The sequence below is a fragment of the Ureibacillus terrenus genome, from assembly GCF_006569205.1.
GTDB classification, from domain to species: Bacteria; Bacillota; Bacilli; order Bacillales_A; family Planococcaceae; genus Ureibacillus; species Ureibacillus terrenus.
In genome coordinates this window covers 38,093-54,856 of sequence record NZ_VIGD01000007.1, presented here as the reverse complement: position 1 = coordinate 54,856, position 16,764 = coordinate 38,093, and the positions used below count along the sequence as shown (strand labels likewise).

Annotated in this window: 18 protein-coding genes and 2 other annotated features; all 18 genes read left to right on the top strand. The window is 41.7% G+C overall.

The window, feature by feature from the left end; all coding sequences use genetic code 11:
• The first annotated feature begins 100 nt into the window (after positions 1–100).
• The 18 genes from FKZ59_RS06855 (at position 101) to rpoB (ending at position 16,707) form a co-directional block, all read left to right on the top strand.
• The gene (locus FKZ59_RS06855) at positions 101–1,195 is read left to right on the top strand and encodes a PIN/TRAM domain-containing protein (RefSeq protein ID WP_141602012.1); all 1,095 of its coding nucleotides are present in this window, start codon (positions 101–103) and stop codon (positions 1,193–1,195) included.
• A 30-nt stretch (positions 1,196–1,225) separates the two neighbouring features.
• Complete coding sequence (gene ispD, locus FKZ59_RS06850; RefSeq protein ID WP_141602011.1) at positions 1,226–1,945, top strand: 2-C-methyl-D-erythritol 4-phosphate cytidylyltransferase; 720 nt, start codon at positions 1,226–1,228, stop codon at positions 1,943–1,945.
• A gap of 166 nt (positions 1,946–2,111) precedes the next feature.
• Complete coding sequence (gene ispF / locus FKZ59_RS06845) at positions 2,112–2,597, top strand: 2-C-methyl-D-erythritol 2,4-cyclodiphosphate synthase (RefSeq protein ID WP_141602010.1); 486 nt, start codon at positions 2,112–2,114, stop codon at positions 2,595–2,597.
• A 176-nt stretch (positions 2,598–2,773) separates the two neighbouring features.
• The gene (gene gltX, locus FKZ59_RS06840) at positions 2,774–4,237 is read left to right on the top strand and encodes a glutamate--tRNA ligase (RefSeq protein ID WP_141602009.1); all 1,464 of its coding nucleotides are present in this window, start codon (positions 2,774–2,776) and stop codon (positions 4,235–4,237) included.
• Positions 4,238–4,250: 13 nt separating this feature from the next.
• Positions 4,251–4,468: a binding site (T-box leader), on the top strand.
• Between the two features lie 147 nt (positions 4,469–4,615).
• Positions 4,616–6,019 (top strand): cysteine--tRNA ligase, encoded by a 1,404-nt coding sequence (cysS, locus tag FKZ59_RS06835; RefSeq protein ID WP_141602008.1) that lies wholly within the window; start codon positions 4,616–4,618, stop codon positions 6,017–6,019.
• 1 nt (position 6,020) lies between these two features.
• Positions 6,021–6,434, top strand: coding sequence for a Mini-ribonuclease 3 (locus tag FKZ59_RS06830; RefSeq protein ID WP_141602007.1), 414 nt, complete (start codon positions 6,021–6,023; stop codon positions 6,432–6,434).
• Positions 6,431–7,180: a 23S rRNA (guanosine(2251)-2'-O)-methyltransferase RlmB gene (rlmB, locus tag FKZ59_RS06825; protein WP_141602006.1), complete on the top strand. Its 750-nt coding sequence runs from the start codon at positions 6,431–6,433 to the stop codon at positions 7,178–7,180. The genes FKZ59_RS06830 and rlmB overlap by 4 nt, the downstream gene beginning before the upstream one ends.
• Before the next feature lie 2 nt (positions 7,181–7,182).
• Positions 7,183–7,695 (top strand): NYN domain-containing protein, encoded by a 513-nt coding sequence (locus tag FKZ59_RS06820; protein WP_141602005.1) that lies wholly within the window; start codon positions 7,183–7,185, stop codon positions 7,693–7,695.
• Between the two features lie 70 nt (positions 7,696–7,765).
• A complete protein-coding gene (gene sigH / locus FKZ59_RS06815) occupies positions 7,766–8,413 on the top strand; it encodes an RNA polymerase sporulation sigma factor SigH (RefSeq protein WP_141602004.1) in 648 nt (215 codons plus the stop codon).
• Between the two features lie 93 nt (positions 8,414–8,506).
• The gene (rpmG, locus tag FKZ59_RS06810) at positions 8,507–8,638 is read left to right on the top strand and encodes a 50S ribosomal protein L33 (RefSeq protein WP_141602101.1); all 132 of its coding nucleotides are present in this window, start codon (positions 8,507–8,509) and stop codon (positions 8,636–8,638) included.
• A gap of 45 nt (positions 8,639–8,683) precedes the next feature.
• Positions 8,684–8,869: a preprotein translocase subunit SecE gene (secE, locus tag FKZ59_RS06805; protein WP_141602003.1), complete on the top strand. Its 186-nt coding sequence runs from the start codon at positions 8,684–8,686 to the stop codon at positions 8,867–8,869.
• Between the two features lie 141 nt (positions 8,870–9,010).
• Positions 9,011–9,547, top strand: a complete 537-nt coding sequence (gene nusG / locus FKZ59_RS06800) for a transcription termination/antitermination protein NusG (RefSeq protein ID WP_141602002.1) — start codon at positions 9,011–9,013, stop codon at positions 9,545–9,547.
• 233 nt (positions 9,548–9,780) lie between these two features.
• Positions 9,781–10,206 carry a 50S ribosomal protein L11 gene (gene rplK, locus FKZ59_RS06795; RefSeq protein ID WP_141602001.1) on the top strand — a complete coding sequence of 142 codons (426 nt, stop codon included), beginning with the start codon at positions 9,781–9,783 and terminating at the stop codon, positions 10,204–10,206.
• Positions 10,207–10,327: 121 nt separating this feature from the next.
• Positions 10,328–11,026 (top strand): 50S ribosomal protein L1, encoded by a 699-nt coding sequence (gene rplA, locus FKZ59_RS06790; RefSeq protein ID WP_141602000.1) that lies wholly within the window; start codon positions 10,328–10,330, stop codon positions 11,024–11,026.
• Positions 11,027–11,099: 73 nt separating this feature from the next.
• Positions 11,100–11,236, top strand: a sequence feature (ribosomal protein L10 leader region).
• 31 nt (positions 11,237–11,267) lie between these two features.
• On the top strand, positions 11,268–11,768 hold the full coding sequence (rplJ, locus tag FKZ59_RS06785; RefSeq protein WP_141601999.1) for a 50S ribosomal protein L10: 501 nt from the start codon (positions 11,268–11,270) through the stop codon (positions 11,766–11,768).
• 72 nt (positions 11,769–11,840) lie between these two features.
• Positions 11,841–12,206, top strand: a complete 366-nt coding sequence (gene rplL / locus FKZ59_RS06780) for a 50S ribosomal protein L7/L12 (protein WP_141601998.1) — start codon at positions 11,841–11,843, stop codon at positions 12,204–12,206.
• Positions 12,207–12,295: 89 nt separating this feature from the next.
• Complete coding sequence (locus FKZ59_RS06775; protein WP_141601997.1) at positions 12,296–12,895, top strand: class I SAM-dependent methyltransferase; 600 nt, start codon at positions 12,296–12,298, stop codon at positions 12,893–12,895.
• A 251-nt stretch (positions 12,896–13,146) separates the two neighbouring features.
• The gene (rpoB, locus tag FKZ59_RS06770) at positions 13,147–16,707 is read left to right on the top strand and encodes a DNA-directed RNA polymerase subunit beta (protein ID WP_181733217.1); all 3,561 of its coding nucleotides are present in this window, start codon (positions 13,147–13,149) and stop codon (positions 16,705–16,707) included.
• Positions 16,708–16,764: the final 57 nt, after the last annotated feature.

The following is a 16,764-nucleotide window of genomic DNA, read 5'->3' as shown; positions in this document are numbered from 1 at the left end:
AAATTATGCAATGGACGGTCCCTACAAATCGCAAAGGAACCATGAACATTGTATAATTATTAGTAAGATAATATATCACAAAAAAAAAGGAGGTGTCGGGATGTTAAAAAGGATTATTCAAATTGCATTTCTCTTTATTGGTGGAGCATTGGGCTTTGTCTTTTTACCGCCATTATACGAAATTATTAATTTATCATCGAATCCTTGGATCAATAATCCGTATACATCTGTAGCTTTGGGAGCATTGCTGTTATTTCTTTTATCCTTTTCATTATCCGATTATTGTGTCAAATTTATCAACTGGATGGAAGAAGTACTTTTCAAATTGCCTGCAGCAGATTTGTTTTTTGGAACTCTGGGATTGATTGTCGGATTAATTGTAGCATATTTTATCGGATTTGCCATCGAAAGAATTAATATACCGATTATTACTGAATTTGTTCCGATCATTCTATCGATCATTCTTGGATATCTGGGATTTAGAGTGGGATTTAAAAAGCGGGAAGAACTGATACAAATATTCAGTAAATCAGGAGTCGGCACGAAAAAGAAAGCGGGAGAAAATAACATAGCTGTTTCCCAGGAAAAAACGCTTTATAAGTTATTGGATACAAGCGTAATTATTGATGGCCGGATTGCGGACATCGCAAATACAGGTTTTATTGAAGGGGTTTTGGTTGTACCTCAATTCGTTTTGACGGAGCTGCAACATATCGCTGATTCCAGCGACACATTGAAGCGCACCCGCGGACGCAGAGGATTGGATATGCTGAAAAAATTGCAGGACGGAAAGGCCGTCAACGTGATGATTTCGGAAGAAGATTTTGATGACGTCCACGAAGTTGATTTGAAATTGGTCCGGCTGGCGAAGAAAATGGGAGCAAAAATTATAACAAACGATTTTAATCTAAATAAAGTTTGCGAACTTCACCATGTGCCGGTATTAAATATTAATGAACTGGCCAATGCGGTGAAACCGATCGTCATTCCGGGCGAGGATATGGAAGTTGTCGTCATTAAAGATGGAAAAGAGCAGGATCAAGGTGTAGCATATTTAGATGATGGAACGATGATTGTTGTTGAAGGCGGGCGCAATTATATCGGCCAATCCATTACGGTGACTGTGACAAGCGTACTGCAGACATCCGCAGGCCGTATGATCTTTGCAAAGCCTAAAGATGAAAAAGTAGCTTAAGATATCGCAATAAATGTAGGAGTTGAGCATGTGGATTATGTAGTAGCGTTGCCTGCTGCCGGCAGCGGAAAACGGATGGGGGCAGGTAAAAATAAATTATTTTTAACTTTAGCAAATAAACCGATTCTCATTCATACCCTTGAAGTTTTTGAAAGGGACCCTCATTGCACAGGAATTTTTTTGGCAGTCAAACAGGAAGAAAGAGAGTATATTCAAAGTTTATTAAATGAATATATCATTACAAAGGTTAAAGGTTTACCGAATGGAGGAAAGGAACGGCAACATTCTGTTCATGCATGCCTAAAAGTGATGGAAGATGCGGAAATCGTTCTCGTCCACGATGCCGCAAGACCATTTATCACCCATTCGGTAATCCGGCGTTTAGTGAAAACGGCATACGAAAAAGGGGCGGCAGTTGCCGGTGTTCGCGCGAAAGATACAATGAAAAAAGTGAAGAACGGCATTATTGTTGAAACGGTGAACAGAGATGATTTATGGTCCATACAAACGCCTCAAGCCTTCCGTTTTGAGCTGCTGCGCCAGGCGGAGGAAGATGCCGAAAGAACAGGATTTTTAGGAACGGACGAAGCGATGCTTGTGGAACGCCTTGGCCACGAGATTCACATTGTCGAAAGCAGTTATGAAAATATAAAAATTACAACAAAAGAAGATTTGATATTTGGAGAGGCCATCATCAAACATCGCCAGTTGAACAATGAAAGCAACCTCACAAATCTGATGGATTCGTGAGGTTTTTTATCTGCATAAATACATAAAAGGATTGCATAAAAAAGGCTTACAATCCACAAGATTGGGAAATATGTTAATATATGAATTGTCATTTGGATTTGATTTTATAGAAAAGGATGGTGAATGCTGCATTAAGACGAATCGTCTTTCAATATGCAGCTAAAACATGTTTCGGGTTGGACAAGGATTCGATGTTCATGCATTTCAAGAAGGCAGGCCCCTTATCATCGGAGGAATAGAAATTCCTTATACAAAAGGTCTTTTAGGACACTCTGACGCGGATGTGTTATTGCATGCAATCACAGACGCAGCACTTGGAGCAATAGGCGAAGGAGATATAGGCCGCCATTTTCCGGATACGGATCCGGCGTATAAAGGTGCGGATTCATCAAAACTATTGGAATATATTTGGAAAATAGTAGAAAATAAAGGCTATGTTCTTGGAAACGTCGATTGCACGATTTTGGCGCAAAAACCCAAGATGGCCCCTTACATCGAAAAAATGAAAAATCGCATTGCACAGCTTTTGCATGCGGATCCGTCCCAAGTGAATGTCAAAGCGACGACCACGGAAAAGCTGGGTTTTGTTGGACGGGAAGAAGGTATAGCAGCGCTTGCAACCATTTTGTTAATAAAAAACAACAACATTTAGTCCTGATGTAAAACTTTCGTGAAAAGTCATATTTCTCCACTTACATCAACTTTTCAACAGCACTTGAGAGTGGTAAAATGTACAAAAGTTGAGGACGCCAATTGGAATTTCATAAATTTCGGCAATGGTTTAACAATAATGAAGGTTTGAATTGCTTAATTTAGGAGGAAATTATCATGGCAAAAGAAGTTCGTGTTCGGTATGCACCGAGTCCTACCGGTCATTTGCATATCGGTGGTGCACGCACAGCGCTATTCAACTATTTATTTGCAAAACATTACAACGGTAAATTTATCCTTCGCATTGAGGATACGGATACGGAGCGGAATGTAGAAGGCGGCGAAGAATCTCAGCTGGATAATCTGCGCTGGTTGGGAATTATTCCGGATGAATCTGTCGATATTGGCGGCCCTTATGGACCATATCGTCAAACAGAAAGATTGGATATTTATAAAAAACATGCAGAAGAGCTATTGGAACGAGGTTTGGCTTATAAATGCTTCTGTACACCAGAAGAACTGGAAGCTTCAAGGGAAGCCCAAAGAGCGAGAGGTATTGCTGCGCCAACATATGAAGGGAAATGCCGCCATTTGACGAAAGAAGAGATTGCGGAAAAAGAAGCGCAAGGAATTCCTTATACGATTCGTTTTAAAGTGCCTGAAAATGTTACTTACAAATTTAATGATATTGTGCGCGGAGAAATTGTTTTTGAATCAAAAGATATTGGCGACTGGGTGATTATGAAGGCAAACGGTATTCCAACTTATAACTTTGCCGTGGTGTTGGATGACCATTACATGGATATCACTCATGTGCTCCGGGGTGAAGAACATTTATCCAACACGCCGAAACAATTGATGATCTACGATGCATTCGGCTGGGAATATCCACAGTTCGGCCATTTGACAATCATTGTAAACGAACAACATAAAAAACTGTCAAAACGGGATGAATCCATTATCCAATTTATTTCGCAATACAGAGAGCTCGGCTATCTGCCGGAAGCAATGTTCAACTTCTTTGCCCTTCTCGGATGGTCCCCGGAAGGAGAGGAAGAAATCTTTACGAAAGAAGAATTAATTAAAATTTTCGATGAAAAACGTTTATCGAAATCACCGTCCATGTTTGACCGGAATAAACTAACATGGATGAACAACCAATATATTAAAAAAATGTCTTTGGACGAATTGGTGGATCTTTCATTGCCTCATCTGCAAAAAGCGGGTTTGCTGCCTGAAGAGTTGAATGAAGAACAAAAAGAATGGGCGCGCAAATTGATTGGATTGTACCACAACCAAATGAGCTATGGCGCTGAAATCGTGGAACTATCCGGCCTATTCTTTAAAGATGAAGTGGAATATGATGAAGAAGCGCAGGAAGTATTGGCATGGGAACACATTAAAGAAGTGATTTCTTCATTCAAGCAACAGCTTGAATCATTGGAATCTTTCAATGCTGCCTCCATTAAAGCGGCTATGAAAGCCGTCCAAAAAGAAACAGGATATAAAGGGAAAAACTTGTTTATGCCGATTCGCGTCGTAACGACCGGCCAAACCCATGGCCCGGATTTGGCGAATACGATCGAGCTGTTAGGTAAAGAAAAAGTGTTGGGCCGCTTGGAAAATTTCTTAAACAAATAATAACGGAATATTGGAAAAAGCGTTGAGAAGGAGAAGTACGTAAAATATGTTTTCCAGAGAGGGTCACCATTGGCTGAAAGTGACCTAAACCTCTATTTTGCGGAAATGCACCTTTGAGCGCTTCGCCGAAAATAGGAGTAGGCAAGCCGGCTGGTCGCCGTTAAAAGACAAAAGAGCGGAAAGCGTTATGCTTTCAATCAGAGTGGAACCGCGCATGCAAGCGTCTCTGTCATAGTGATATGATAGAGGCGTTTTTTATTGAAGATTGAATAGGCCCTGCTTTTGTTGGCCTTCGTGACGGAAAAGGTGGTAATTTAGTAGTAAGACGGAAAATTTGCACGGAAGACATTTTTTGAAGAATGGAAGGGAGAGAATAGCATGACAATTCAGATTTACAACACTTTGACAAGAAAGAAAGAGCCTTTTGTTCCTCTTGAAGAAGGGAAAGTAAAGATGTATGTATGCGGGCCGACGGTTTATAACTATATTCACATCGGAAATGCCCGTCCGGCAATCGTATATGATACAGTGAGAAGATATTTGGAATATAAAGGGTATGATGTGAAATACGTATCCAACTTTACGGATGTGGACGACAAAATCATTAAGGCGGCAAATGAATTGGGGGAAGAAGTTTCCGAACTGACGGAGCGCTTTATTAAAGCTTATTTTGAAGATATTACGGCTCTCGGATGCAAAAAGGCGGATGTTCATCCGCGGGTAACGGAACATATGAATGATATCATTGAATTTATAAAAGTATTAATTGATAAAGGATATGCTTATGAATCGGAAGGGGATGTCTATTTCCGCACGCGCAAATTCGAGGGGTACGGGAAACTGAGTCATCAATCCATCGACGATTTGAAAGTAGGTGCCCGCATTGAACCGGGAGAAAAGAAAGAAGATCCGTTAGACTTTGCCCTATGGAAAGCCGCAAAACCGGGGGAAATCCACTGGTCCAGCCCTTGGGGAGAAGGCCGTCCCGGATGGCACATTGAATGCTCCGTCATGGCCCGTGCCCACTTGGGAGATACGATTGACATTCATGCGGGAGGGCAAGATTTGACATTCCCTCACCATGAAAACGAGATTGCCCAATCAGAAAGCTATACCGGAAAGCCTTTTGCCCGTTATTGGATGCATAATGGGTATATTAATGTAGATAATGAAAAAATGTCAAAATCTTTGGGGAATTTCATTTTGGTGCATGACATTATTAAAAAAGTGGATCCGCAAGTATTAAGATTTTTCATGTTATCTGTCCATTATCGCAATCCGATTAATTTCTCGGAAGAATTGATCGAAGCGGCCCGCAATGGGCTGGAACGGTTGCGAATCGCTTACGCGAATCTTCAACATCGCTTAAATTCCGCAACAAATCTCGGGGAAGAAAGTGAAAGTTATTTAGAAAAAATCGACGGTTTGAAAAAGGAATTTGAAAAGGAAATGGATGACGATTTCAATACGGCCAACGCCATTTCCGTTTTGTTTGAACTTGCCCGCCTGGCAAATACGTACGTAAACAAAGCCAATACCGACGAAAAAGTGCTGAAAACGTTTATTCAAACATTTGATGAACTTAGCGATGTATTGGGAATCAAGATGGCCGGCGAACAGGAAATTTTGGATGAAGAAATTGAGAAATTGATTGAGGAACGGAATATTGCGAGAAAGAATCGTGATTTTAAACGGGCTGACGAAATCCGGGATCAGCTATTAAAAATGAATATTATTTTGGAAGACACACGCCAAGGGACACGTTGGAGAAGAGGTTCATAATATGACCCAAACAGTAGATGTCAAACAATTAAATCCGCTTGCTTTAGCCTATATGGGAGATGCAGTGTTGGACGTGCGCATCAGGGAACATTTGATATTGGGAGGGCGTACGAAACCAAACACGCTGCACCAAGAAGCAACAAAATATGTTTCGGCCAAAGCCCAGTCCATGATTGTCCATCGCATGATTGAAGAACATTTTTTGACAGATGAGGAGCTGGCGATTTTCAGAAGGGGCCGCAATGCAAAGTCCGGCACGGTCCCAAAAAATACAGACATTCAAACCTACCGCAACAGTTCCGGCTTTGAGGCGGTTCTCGGGGGGCTTTATTTAGCAAAGCAATATGAACGTGTCAATCACATCATTGATTACGCGATTCAAATCGTTGAAGAGGCGAAAGGAGCGGTAAAATGAGCGGGAGCGGAGAATTGATTGCAGGAAGGAACCCGGTATTGGAAGCCCTTCGTTCGGGAAGGGAAATCAATAAAATTTGGATCGGCGAAGGCGTGAATAAATCCGGCATTAAAGAAGTGCTTGATTTGGCGCGGAAACGTGGAGTGTTAGTGCAGTATGTTCCAAAGAAAAAAATCGATCAACTGACCGATGCGAATCATCAAGGAATTGTCGCATCCGTAGCTGCTTACAAATATGCGGAGCTTGATGATTTATTTGAAGTGGCGAAAGAAAGAAACGAAGACCCGTTTTTCGTCATATTGGACGAATTGGAAGACCCTCATAATCTTGGATCGATTTTAAGAACTGCCGATGCAATAGGCGTTCATGGTATAATAATACCAAAAAGACGTTCAGTTGGCCTTACAGCAACGGTGGCAAAAGCTTCTACCGGGGCAATTGAGCATGTTCCAGTATGCAGGGTGAATAACTTGGCCCAAACAGTGGATGAGTTAAAGGAAAGAGGTCTATGGATTGCCGGAACAGACGCAAAAGGCAGCATCGACTATCGCAAAATGGATGCTGCCCTGCCCCTGGCCATCATTATAGGAAGTGAAGGGAAAGGGATGAGCCGTTTGCTAAAAGAAAAATGCGATTTCCTTTATTATTTGCCGATGGTCGGCCATGTCAATTCTTTGAATGCTTCAGTGGCTGCGGCATTGTTGATGTATGAAGTGTACCGAAAAAGGCAAGAAGAGAATGATTAGCGATGGAAAACATTTTAATCGTCGATGGATACAATATGATCGGTGCGTGGAAAGAATTGCGGGCATTGAAGGATACAAATTTGGAGGAAGCCAGAAACCGCTTGATTGAATTGATGGCGGAATACCAAGCCGCAATGGGGTACCGTGTCATTGTTGTATTTGATGCTTATCATGTTTCCGGAGCGGAACGGTCATATGTCCAAAATTCGGTCGAAGTGATTTTTACAAGAAAAAATGAAACAGCCGACGAACGAATCGAAAAGTTATCAAGTGAATTGCAGGGGAGAAAAGTTCAGATTTATGTAGCTACTTCTGACATGGCTGAACAAAGCGTCATTTTTGGAAATGGAGCCCTGAGGAAGTCAGCCCGGGAATTGGAAATAGAAATGGAGATTATTCAATCGAATATATCAAAAAAAATAGAAAAGTCGCAGAAAGAGAAACCGAAATCTAGAATCCCATTATCGAAAGAAGTAGAGTTGGCCTTTGAAAAATGGAGGAGAGGTTTAAAATAACGCATTGACCGATTTTTTCCAACTCATTTATACTGTTCCTAATACGATTTAAACGTCTGGGGTGAGGCCGTTGCTAAAAACAGAGCAATCTAAAGCAGCACAACCTTTTGAGAAGCTAACGGATGAACAGCTTGTTGAATTGGTGCATCAGGGGAATACGGAAGCATTGGATTATTTGATTAATAAATACCGGGTATTCGTAAAGGCGAAAGCCCGCTCTTATTTTTTAATTGGAGCGGATAAGGAAGATATTATCCAAGAGGGGATGATCGGCTTATATAAAGCCGTAAGGGATTTTAAGGGGGACAAGCTTACATCTTTCAAAGCTTTTGCAGAATTATGCATTACGCGTCAAATCATTACGGCTATCAAGACAGCGACCCGTCAAAAACACATTCCCCTCAATTCCTATGTTTCTCTTGACAAACCGATATATGACGAAGAGTCGGATCGGACGTTGATGGATGTCATTACAAGTTCGGAATCGGAAAATCCTGAACGGCTGATGATAAACCGCGAAGAATACTCCCATTTTGAAGAAAAAATCAGTGAAATCTTGAGCGAACTTGAACAGCAGGTGTTGACATTGTATTTGGATGGACAATCATATAATGAAATTTCCGAAGAATTGAACCGTCATGTAAAGTCGATTGATAATGCATTGCAAAGGGTAAAGCGGAAATTGGAACGCCATTTGGAAAATGGGGAAATTATTTGAATCTCTGCTCGTAAATATTGACAGTGTGTTTTTTTGGTGTTAGGCTTTAAAAGATAAAATGCCAGAATAGAGGTTTTCTTTGTGGCTAAGAAAATGATTTTATGCTGCGCGGAGTGCGGTTCCAGAAATTACACTTATCCGGAGAAAGATGCTGCGACCAGATTAGAGCTAAAAAAATACTGTCCGCGGTGCAATCGGCATACATTGCATAAACAAACGCGCTGATGGAAATAGAAGACATAGAAAGATTTTTTCGGAGGTTAAGCGAGGATGGGCAAAATCAAACAATTTTTGCATGAAGTCATGTCCGAAATGCGAAAAACGAGTTGGCCAAAAAGCAAAGAGCTTACAAAATACACAATCGTTGTCATTACTACCGTGATTTTTTTCGCGCTCTTTTTTGTGTTGGTGGATTTGGGGATTTCGGAAGCAATCCGTTGGTACTTAGATTTATAACCGAACAGTAATATTTTTTGAAATAGCCCGTTCGTCATTCGCGGGTTTTTTTCATTTATTATTGTATAATAATGTAAATAACATAGTGTCAGCGGTTATGCCATTTTAAAGGAGGGAAGGACGAAGAGTCCAGCGAACATTATGGAAAAACAATGGTATGTCATTCATACTTATTCAGGTTATGAAAATCGTGTGAAAGCGAACCTTGAGAAACGTGTTGAAACAATGGGAATGCAAGACCTGATTTTCCGGGTAGTGATTCCTGAACATGAAGAAACAGATTTAAAAGATGGGAAAAAACGGACGGTTAAACGTAAAGTGTTCCCGGGGTATGTGTTAGTTGAAATGATTTTAACCGATGATTCCTGGTATGTTGTCCGCAACACTCCTGGAGTGACAGGTTTTATCGGATCTTCTGGTGGAGGCGCAAAACCGACGCCTTTATTGCCCGAAGAAGTGGATCGTTTGCTCCGCTCAATGGGATTGCACAAAAAAGCAATTGGCGAGCTGGATATATCGGTCGGCGATTTAGTGGAAGTATTAGATGGCCCATTCAAAAATTTCAAAGGAAATGTAGAAGAAATTGATGTGGATAAAGGAAAAGTAAAGGTTTCTGTGGACATGTTTGGACGGGAGACAAAAATGGAACTTGATTTTGAACAAGTGCAACGGGTATAAGCGGAAAGTTAAGATCGTGTGCTTGAAAATAGCTTAAATGATAAATAATTTGCCCATTTATATCATTTTTACTTGCCTAAGAATATGAAAAATGGTATCATTTCATAGGTCAGACTAGTTTTTTAGTCTGAGAATGGAGTTAAAGATGTTTTTATCGGCGTTGCTGATAAATGTATATTCGAGTGGGAGGGGCAACCCAAATACCACATCACGGACTTAAGGAGGTGTGTCTCGTGGCTAAAAAAGTAATTAAAGTCGTTAAACTTCAAATCCCTGCTGGTAAAGCGAATCCGGCGCCACCGGTTGGTCCTGCATTAGGTCAAGCTGGTGTAAACATCATGGGATTCTGTAAAGAATTTAACGCACGTACTGCTGACCAAGCAGGTTTAATTATACCTGTTGAAATTACAGTTTTTGAAGACCGTTCTTTCACTTTTATCACAAAAACTCCACCTGCAGCAGTTCTACTTAAAAAAGCGGCAGGTATCGAATCAGGTTCTGGCGAGCCAAACCGCAAAAAAGTAGCAACGGTTAAACGTGATAAAGTTCGCGAAATCGCAGAACTTAAAATGCCTGACTTAAACGCTGCATCTGTCGAAGCGGCTATGAGAATGGTTGAAGGTACAGCACGAAGCATGGGCATTGAGATTGTTGACTAATTCCGTTGACGAATCCCAAGTAACTCGTGTTGAGTTTTAGAGGTTGCGCAAGTTCTGTAGAACCCGCAACCTTTATTCGTGGGAGGTAAATTCCGCTAAAACCACAAAGGAGGATAAAATAATGGCGAAACGTAGCAAAAGAATGCAAGAACTTTTAAAATTAGTTGATCGTACAAAATTATATCCGGTAGAAGAAGCGGTTGCATTGGCTCAAAAAACTAGCAATGTTAAATTCGATGCAACTGTGGAAGTGGCTTTCCGCTTAAACATCGATACACGAAAAAACGACCAACAAATCCGCGGAGCAGTTGTTCTTCCGCATGGTACAGGTAAAACTCAACGTGTATTAGTGTTTGCGAAAGGTGAAAAAGCGAAAGAAGCTGAAGCTGCTGGAGCTGATTATGTAGGAGATACAGATTACATCGAAAAAATCCAGCAAGGCTGGTTCGGATTTGATGTAATCGTTGCGACACCTGATATGATGGGCGAAGTTGGTAAACTTGGACGTATTTTAGGTCCAAAAGGATTAATGCCAAACCCTAAAACAGGAACAGTAACTTTTGATGTTGCCAAAGCAGTGCAAGAAATCAAAGCAGGTAAAGTGGAATACCGCGCTGACAAAGCTGGTATTGTTCATGCTCCTATTGGTAAAGTTTCTTTTGAAACTGATAAATTGGTGGAAAACTTTAAAGCTGTATTTGAAGCGATCCAAAAAGCAAAACCTGCAGCAGCTAAAGGTACTTATATGAAATCTGTGTACGTCACTACTACTATGGGTCCATCTATTAAAGTCGATTCTTCCAGCGTAGTAGTTAACTAATAAATTGAAAAAAGGATAAAACTATTGACAATTATCCTGTCCATGATTATCATGGATGATGTTCTAAAGTGAATATTGTGATTCATTTGTACCGTAGACAGTAGGGGTGCTTTTGCACTTAAACTTTCCCTACCGAGGTCATAAATCGATTCTTTGATGATGACGTTTTATGCCTTCGTGTGTCTACACGGAGGCTTTTCTTTTAGCGGTATGAATGACCCATTCTATAGGAGGTGTCAAAATGTCAAAAGCAATCGAAGCAAAAAAAGCGCAAGTGCAGGAAATTGCGGAAAAATTCAAAAACGCTGCATCCGTTGTGCTTGTGGATTACCGCGGTTTGAATGTAGCTCAAGTGACTGAACTGCGCAAACAGCTTCGGGAAGCGGGCGTTGAATTTAAAGTGTACAAAAACACTTTAACACGCCGTGCTGTTGAAGAAGTTGGTTTGGAAGGACTAAACGAATTTTTAACTGGTCCAAATGCAATTGCTTTCTCCAACGAAGATGTTGTAGCGCCGGCTAAAATCATTAACAATTTCGCAAAAGAAAACGAAGCGCTTGAAATCAAAGCTGGTGTAATTGAAGGAAATATCGCAACAGTTGAAGAAGTGAAAGCTCTTGCAGATCTTCCATCCCGCGAAGGTCTACTTTCAATGCTACTTTCAGTGCTTCAAGCTCCAATTCGCAACTTTGCTCTTGCTGCAAAAGCAGTTGCAGAACAAAAAGAAGAACAAGGTGCGTAATTTTTCGCTTAGCCTTTTATATTGAATCCAGGCGGATTGCCTAAAAATACTAATTAATAGGAGGAGAAAAGAATGACTAAAGAACAAATTATTGAAGCTATTAAAGAAATGACAGTTCTTGAATTAAATGAATTAGTAAAAGCGATCGAAGAAGAATTCGGTGTAACAGCTGCTGCTCCAGTGGCTGTAGTAGGTGGCGCTGCTGCTGGTGCTGCTGCTGAAGAAAAAACTGAATTTGATGTAGTATTAGCAAGCGCGGGCGACCAAAAAATCAAAGTTATCAAAGTTGTACGCGAAATCACTGGCCTTGGCTTAAAAGAAGCAAAAGAATTAGTTGACAACGCTCCAAAACCACTTAAAGAAGGCGTATCCAAAGAAGAAGCTGAAGAAATCAAAGCTAAACTTGAAGAAGTTGGTGCTTCTGTAGAACTTAAGTAATAATTTACTTAAGGATTATCTATACTAAAATAATAAAAGCTCGTCGTTTTTGGCGAGCTTTTCTTCATTTTATGAGGGAGGCGCTTAAAATGACTGAACACTATTATTCCAGGAAACCCCAGACGGAAAGCAGACCCCGGCAGTGGCGATGTACGCTTTTAGGACACTCTTTTTTATTTGAGACCGATTCTGGCGTATTCAGTAAAAGCGAAGTAGATTTTGGATCCCGTTTGTTAATCGAAACGTTTCAAATGCCTGATATTGAAGGGGTAGTTTTGGATGTCGGATGCGGATACGGCCCTATTGGATTAGCCGTTGCGAAAGAATACCCTGACCGTACCGTTGTCATGATGGATATCAATGAACGGGCGGTTCAATTGGCAAGAAAAAATGCGGAGCTGAACGGAATCCAAAATGTACGAATTTTTGAAAGTGACGGGGTATATGTTGATGAAGGGGTTAATGTGGCCGCTGTTTTAACTAACCCTCCAATCCGGGCCGGGAAAGAAACGGTTTTTAAAATATACGACGGAGCGTTTCATTATCTGAGCGACGGAGGGGAACTGTGGGTTGTGATTCAGAAAAAGCAAGGAGCGCCATCTACATTAAAGTATTTGGAAGAGAAGTTTCGGTTTGCGGAAATAATGGAGAGGAAAAAAGGGTATTGGATCATTAAAGCCGTAAAATAATCGTATTTCCATAAATTATTGACTTGACAAATTGGCTATGATAACATAATAAAATGCAAAAATATTATTTTTTGGGAGTATGTCCTTTTGTATGCATTCATTTTGATGTGGGTATACTTGCCATGGATAATTTAAGTTTAATCGAAAATGAGGTTTTAGAAAAGTCTCGTTTTCTTTTTGTCTTTTCGTCTTTGGAAAATCATACACTATTTATTTGATTTTGCAAAGACCTATTATCGCTTTATTGAGGGGTGAATAAGTTGACTGGTCAACTAGTTCAGTACGGTTACCGCCAGCGCAGAAGCTTTGCGCGCATTAAAGAGGTGTTGGAGCTTCCGAATTTAATTGAAATCCAATTATCCTCTTACAACTGGTTCCTTAAAGAAGGGCTTCTTGAGTTATTTAAAGAAATTTCCCCTATCGAGGATTTTACAGGAAATCTTTCCCTTGAATTTGTCGATTTTTCATTGGGAGAACCAAAGTATGACGTCGATGAATGCAAGGAACGAGATGTAACTTATGCTGCACCTTTGCGCGTAAAGGTACGTCTTCATAACAAGGAAACTGATGAAGTGAAAGAACAAGATGTATTCATGGGAGATTTCCCGTTAATGACGGAAACAGGTACGTTTATTATAAACGGTGCTGAACGTGTTATTGTATCCCAATTGGTACGTTCACCAAGCGTATATTATCACGATAAAACTGATAAAAACGGTAAAAAAGGGTTTGGCGCTACGGTTATCCCGAATCGCGGTGCATGGCTCGAGTTTGAAACGGATGCGAAAGATGTCGTATACGTACGCATCGACCGTACCCGCAAATTGCCGGCCACTGTGCTGTTAAGAGCGCTAGGATTCGGATCCGACCAGGAAATTATCGATATTATCGGTGACAACGAATATTTGCGGAATACCCTTGAAAAAGACAATACAGACAGTACTGAGAAAGCATTGATCGAAATTTACGAACGCTTGCGACCAGGCGAACCGCCAACAGTTGAAAGCGCCAAAAACCTGCTATATTCCCGTTTCTTTGATGCGAAACGATATGACTTGGCAGCTGTTGGGCGCTATAAAATGAATAAAAAACTTCATATCAAAAACCGATTGTTCAATCAAAAAATTGCCGAGACATTGGCAGATCCTGAAACTGGAGAAATCATTGTTGAAAAAGGTACAATTCTCGACCGCCGTACATTGGATAAAATTCTCCCATACTTGGAGAAAGGCGTCGGATTCCGTACATTATCCCAAGTAGGCGGGGTATTGGATGGAGATATTACAATCCAATCCGTTAAAATATATGCTCCTAATGATGAAGAAGAAAAAATCATCAATGTCATTTCCAACGCCAATGTCGATGAAGATGTTAAACACTTGACGCCAGCTGACATTATCGCGACATTATCCTATTTCTTCAATTTGCTGTATGGCGTAGGAAATGTGGATGACATCGACCATTTAGGAAATCGCCGTCTGCGTTCTGTCGGTGAGTTGCTGCAAAACCAATTCCGAATCGGGCTTTCCCGCATGGAACGGGTTGTACGCGAACGCATGTCCATCAACGACACGGCTTCCATCGTACCGCAACAATTAATTAATATTCGTCCGGTGATTGCAGCGATTAAAGAGTTCTTTGGAAGCTCGCAATTATCGCAATTCATGGACCAAACAAACCCATTGGCGGAATTGACGCATAAACGCCGTCTATCTGCATTGGGACCTGGCGGTTTGACAAGGGAACGCGCAGGCATGGAAGTGCGGGACGTTCACTATTCACACTACGGCCGCATGTGTCCGATTGAAACGCCGGAGGGTCCAAACATCGGACTTATCAACTCATTGTCCACTTACGCAAAAGTAAATAAATTTGGTTTTATTGAAACGCCATATCGCCGGGTTGACCCTGAAACTGGCCGGGTGACAGACCAAATCGATTACTTAACTGCCGATGAAGAAGACAATTACATTGTTGCCCAGGCAAACTCGCCGTTAAATCCGGACGGAACATTCGCAAAAGAAGAAGTTTTAGGACGATTCCGCGGAATCAACACCGTTTTCAAAAGAGAATTGGTTGACTACATGGATGTATCGCCTAAACAAGTAGTATCTGCTGCAACGGCATGTATTCCGTTCCTGGAAAACGACGACTCAAACCGTGCATTGATGGGTGCGAACATGCAGCGCCAAGCAGTGCCGTTAATTAAGCCTGAGGCGCCATATGTCGGAACTGGTATGGAATATGTCAGCGCCCGCGACTCTGGGGCGGCGGTTGTCTGCAAACATGAGGGAATCGTGGAGCATGTTGAAGCGCGTGAAATCCGTGTTCGCCGTATTGAAATGAAAGATGGAAAAGAAGTGAAAGGAGAACTGGATGTATACAAACTTCAAAAATTCCAACGTTCCAACCACGGAACATGCATTAACCAGATTCCAATCGTGAAAGTCGGGGATCGCGTAAAACCGAAAGACATTCTTGCTGACGGACCTTCCATGGATAAAGGTGAACTGGCATTGGGACGCAATGTTCTTGTCGCATTCATGACTTGGGAAGGTTTCAACTACGAAGACGCGATCATCATGAGCGAACGCCTCGTAAGAGATGATGTGTATACGTCCATTCATATTGAAGAATATGAGTCTGAAGCGCGCGATACTAAACTCGGTCCGGAGGAAATCACCCGCGATATCCCGAACGTAGGCGAGGATGCCCTTCGCAATCTTGATGAACGGGGTATTGTCCGCATCGGTGCGGAAGTGCGCGATGGCGATATTCTAGTTGGTAAGGTAACGCCAAAAGGAGTTACAGAGCTCACTGCCGAAGAGCGGTTGCTCCATGCGATCTTCGGTGAGAAAGCGCGTGAAGTCCGTGATACATCCTTGCGGGTGCCGCACGGAGCAGGCGGTATTGTTCTGGATGTAAAAGTGTTTAACCGGGAAGACGGGGATGAATTGCCGCCGGGTGTAAACCAACTGGTGCGAGTTTATATTGTTCAAAAACGTAAAATCCGCGTCGGAGATAAAATGGCCGGTCGCCATGGTAACAAAGGGGTTATTTCCCGCATTTTGCCGGTGGAAGATATGCCGTTTTTACCGGATGGAACTCCGATCGATATCATGTTAAACCCATTAGGCGTACCATCCCGTATGAACATTGGACAAGTGTTGGAGCTTCATTTGGGTATGGCTGCCCACAAATTGGGCGTATATATGGCAACACCGGTATTTGATGGAGCAAACGAAGAAGATGTTTGGAACACAATGGAAGAAGCAGGCTTGCCAAGAGACGGTAAAGCGGTTCTTTATGATGGCCGTACCGGAGAACCATTTGATAACCGAATCTCCGTCGGAATCATGTATATGATCAAATTGGCGCATATGGTTGATGATAAGCTACATGCGCGTTCAACTGGCCCATACTCACTTGTAACTCAACAGCCATTGGGCGGTAAAGCGCAATTCGGCGGTCAGCGTTTCGGTGAGATGGAGGTATGGGCGCTGGAGGCATATGGTGCGGCTTATACACTCCAAGAGCTATTAACAATCAAATCCGATGACGTTGTCGGCCGCGTAAAAACATATGAAGCGATCGTGAAAGGCGAAAATGTTCCAGAGCCTGGCGTGCCAGAAAGTTTTAAAGTATTGATTAAAGAGCTTCAGTCACTGGGATTGGATGTAAAAATGCTCACTGTTGACGAAGAAGAAATTGAATTAAGGGATATGGATGAAGAGGATGATCTTCAGCCAGCCGATGCTCTCAACATCTTGCCGGCAAATAAAGAAGAGAAACCGGTTGAAACGAAAAAATAACGGACGCGGGCAGGATTTTGTCCTGCCCTATTAAAAGTTTCTGGTTATAACAAAATG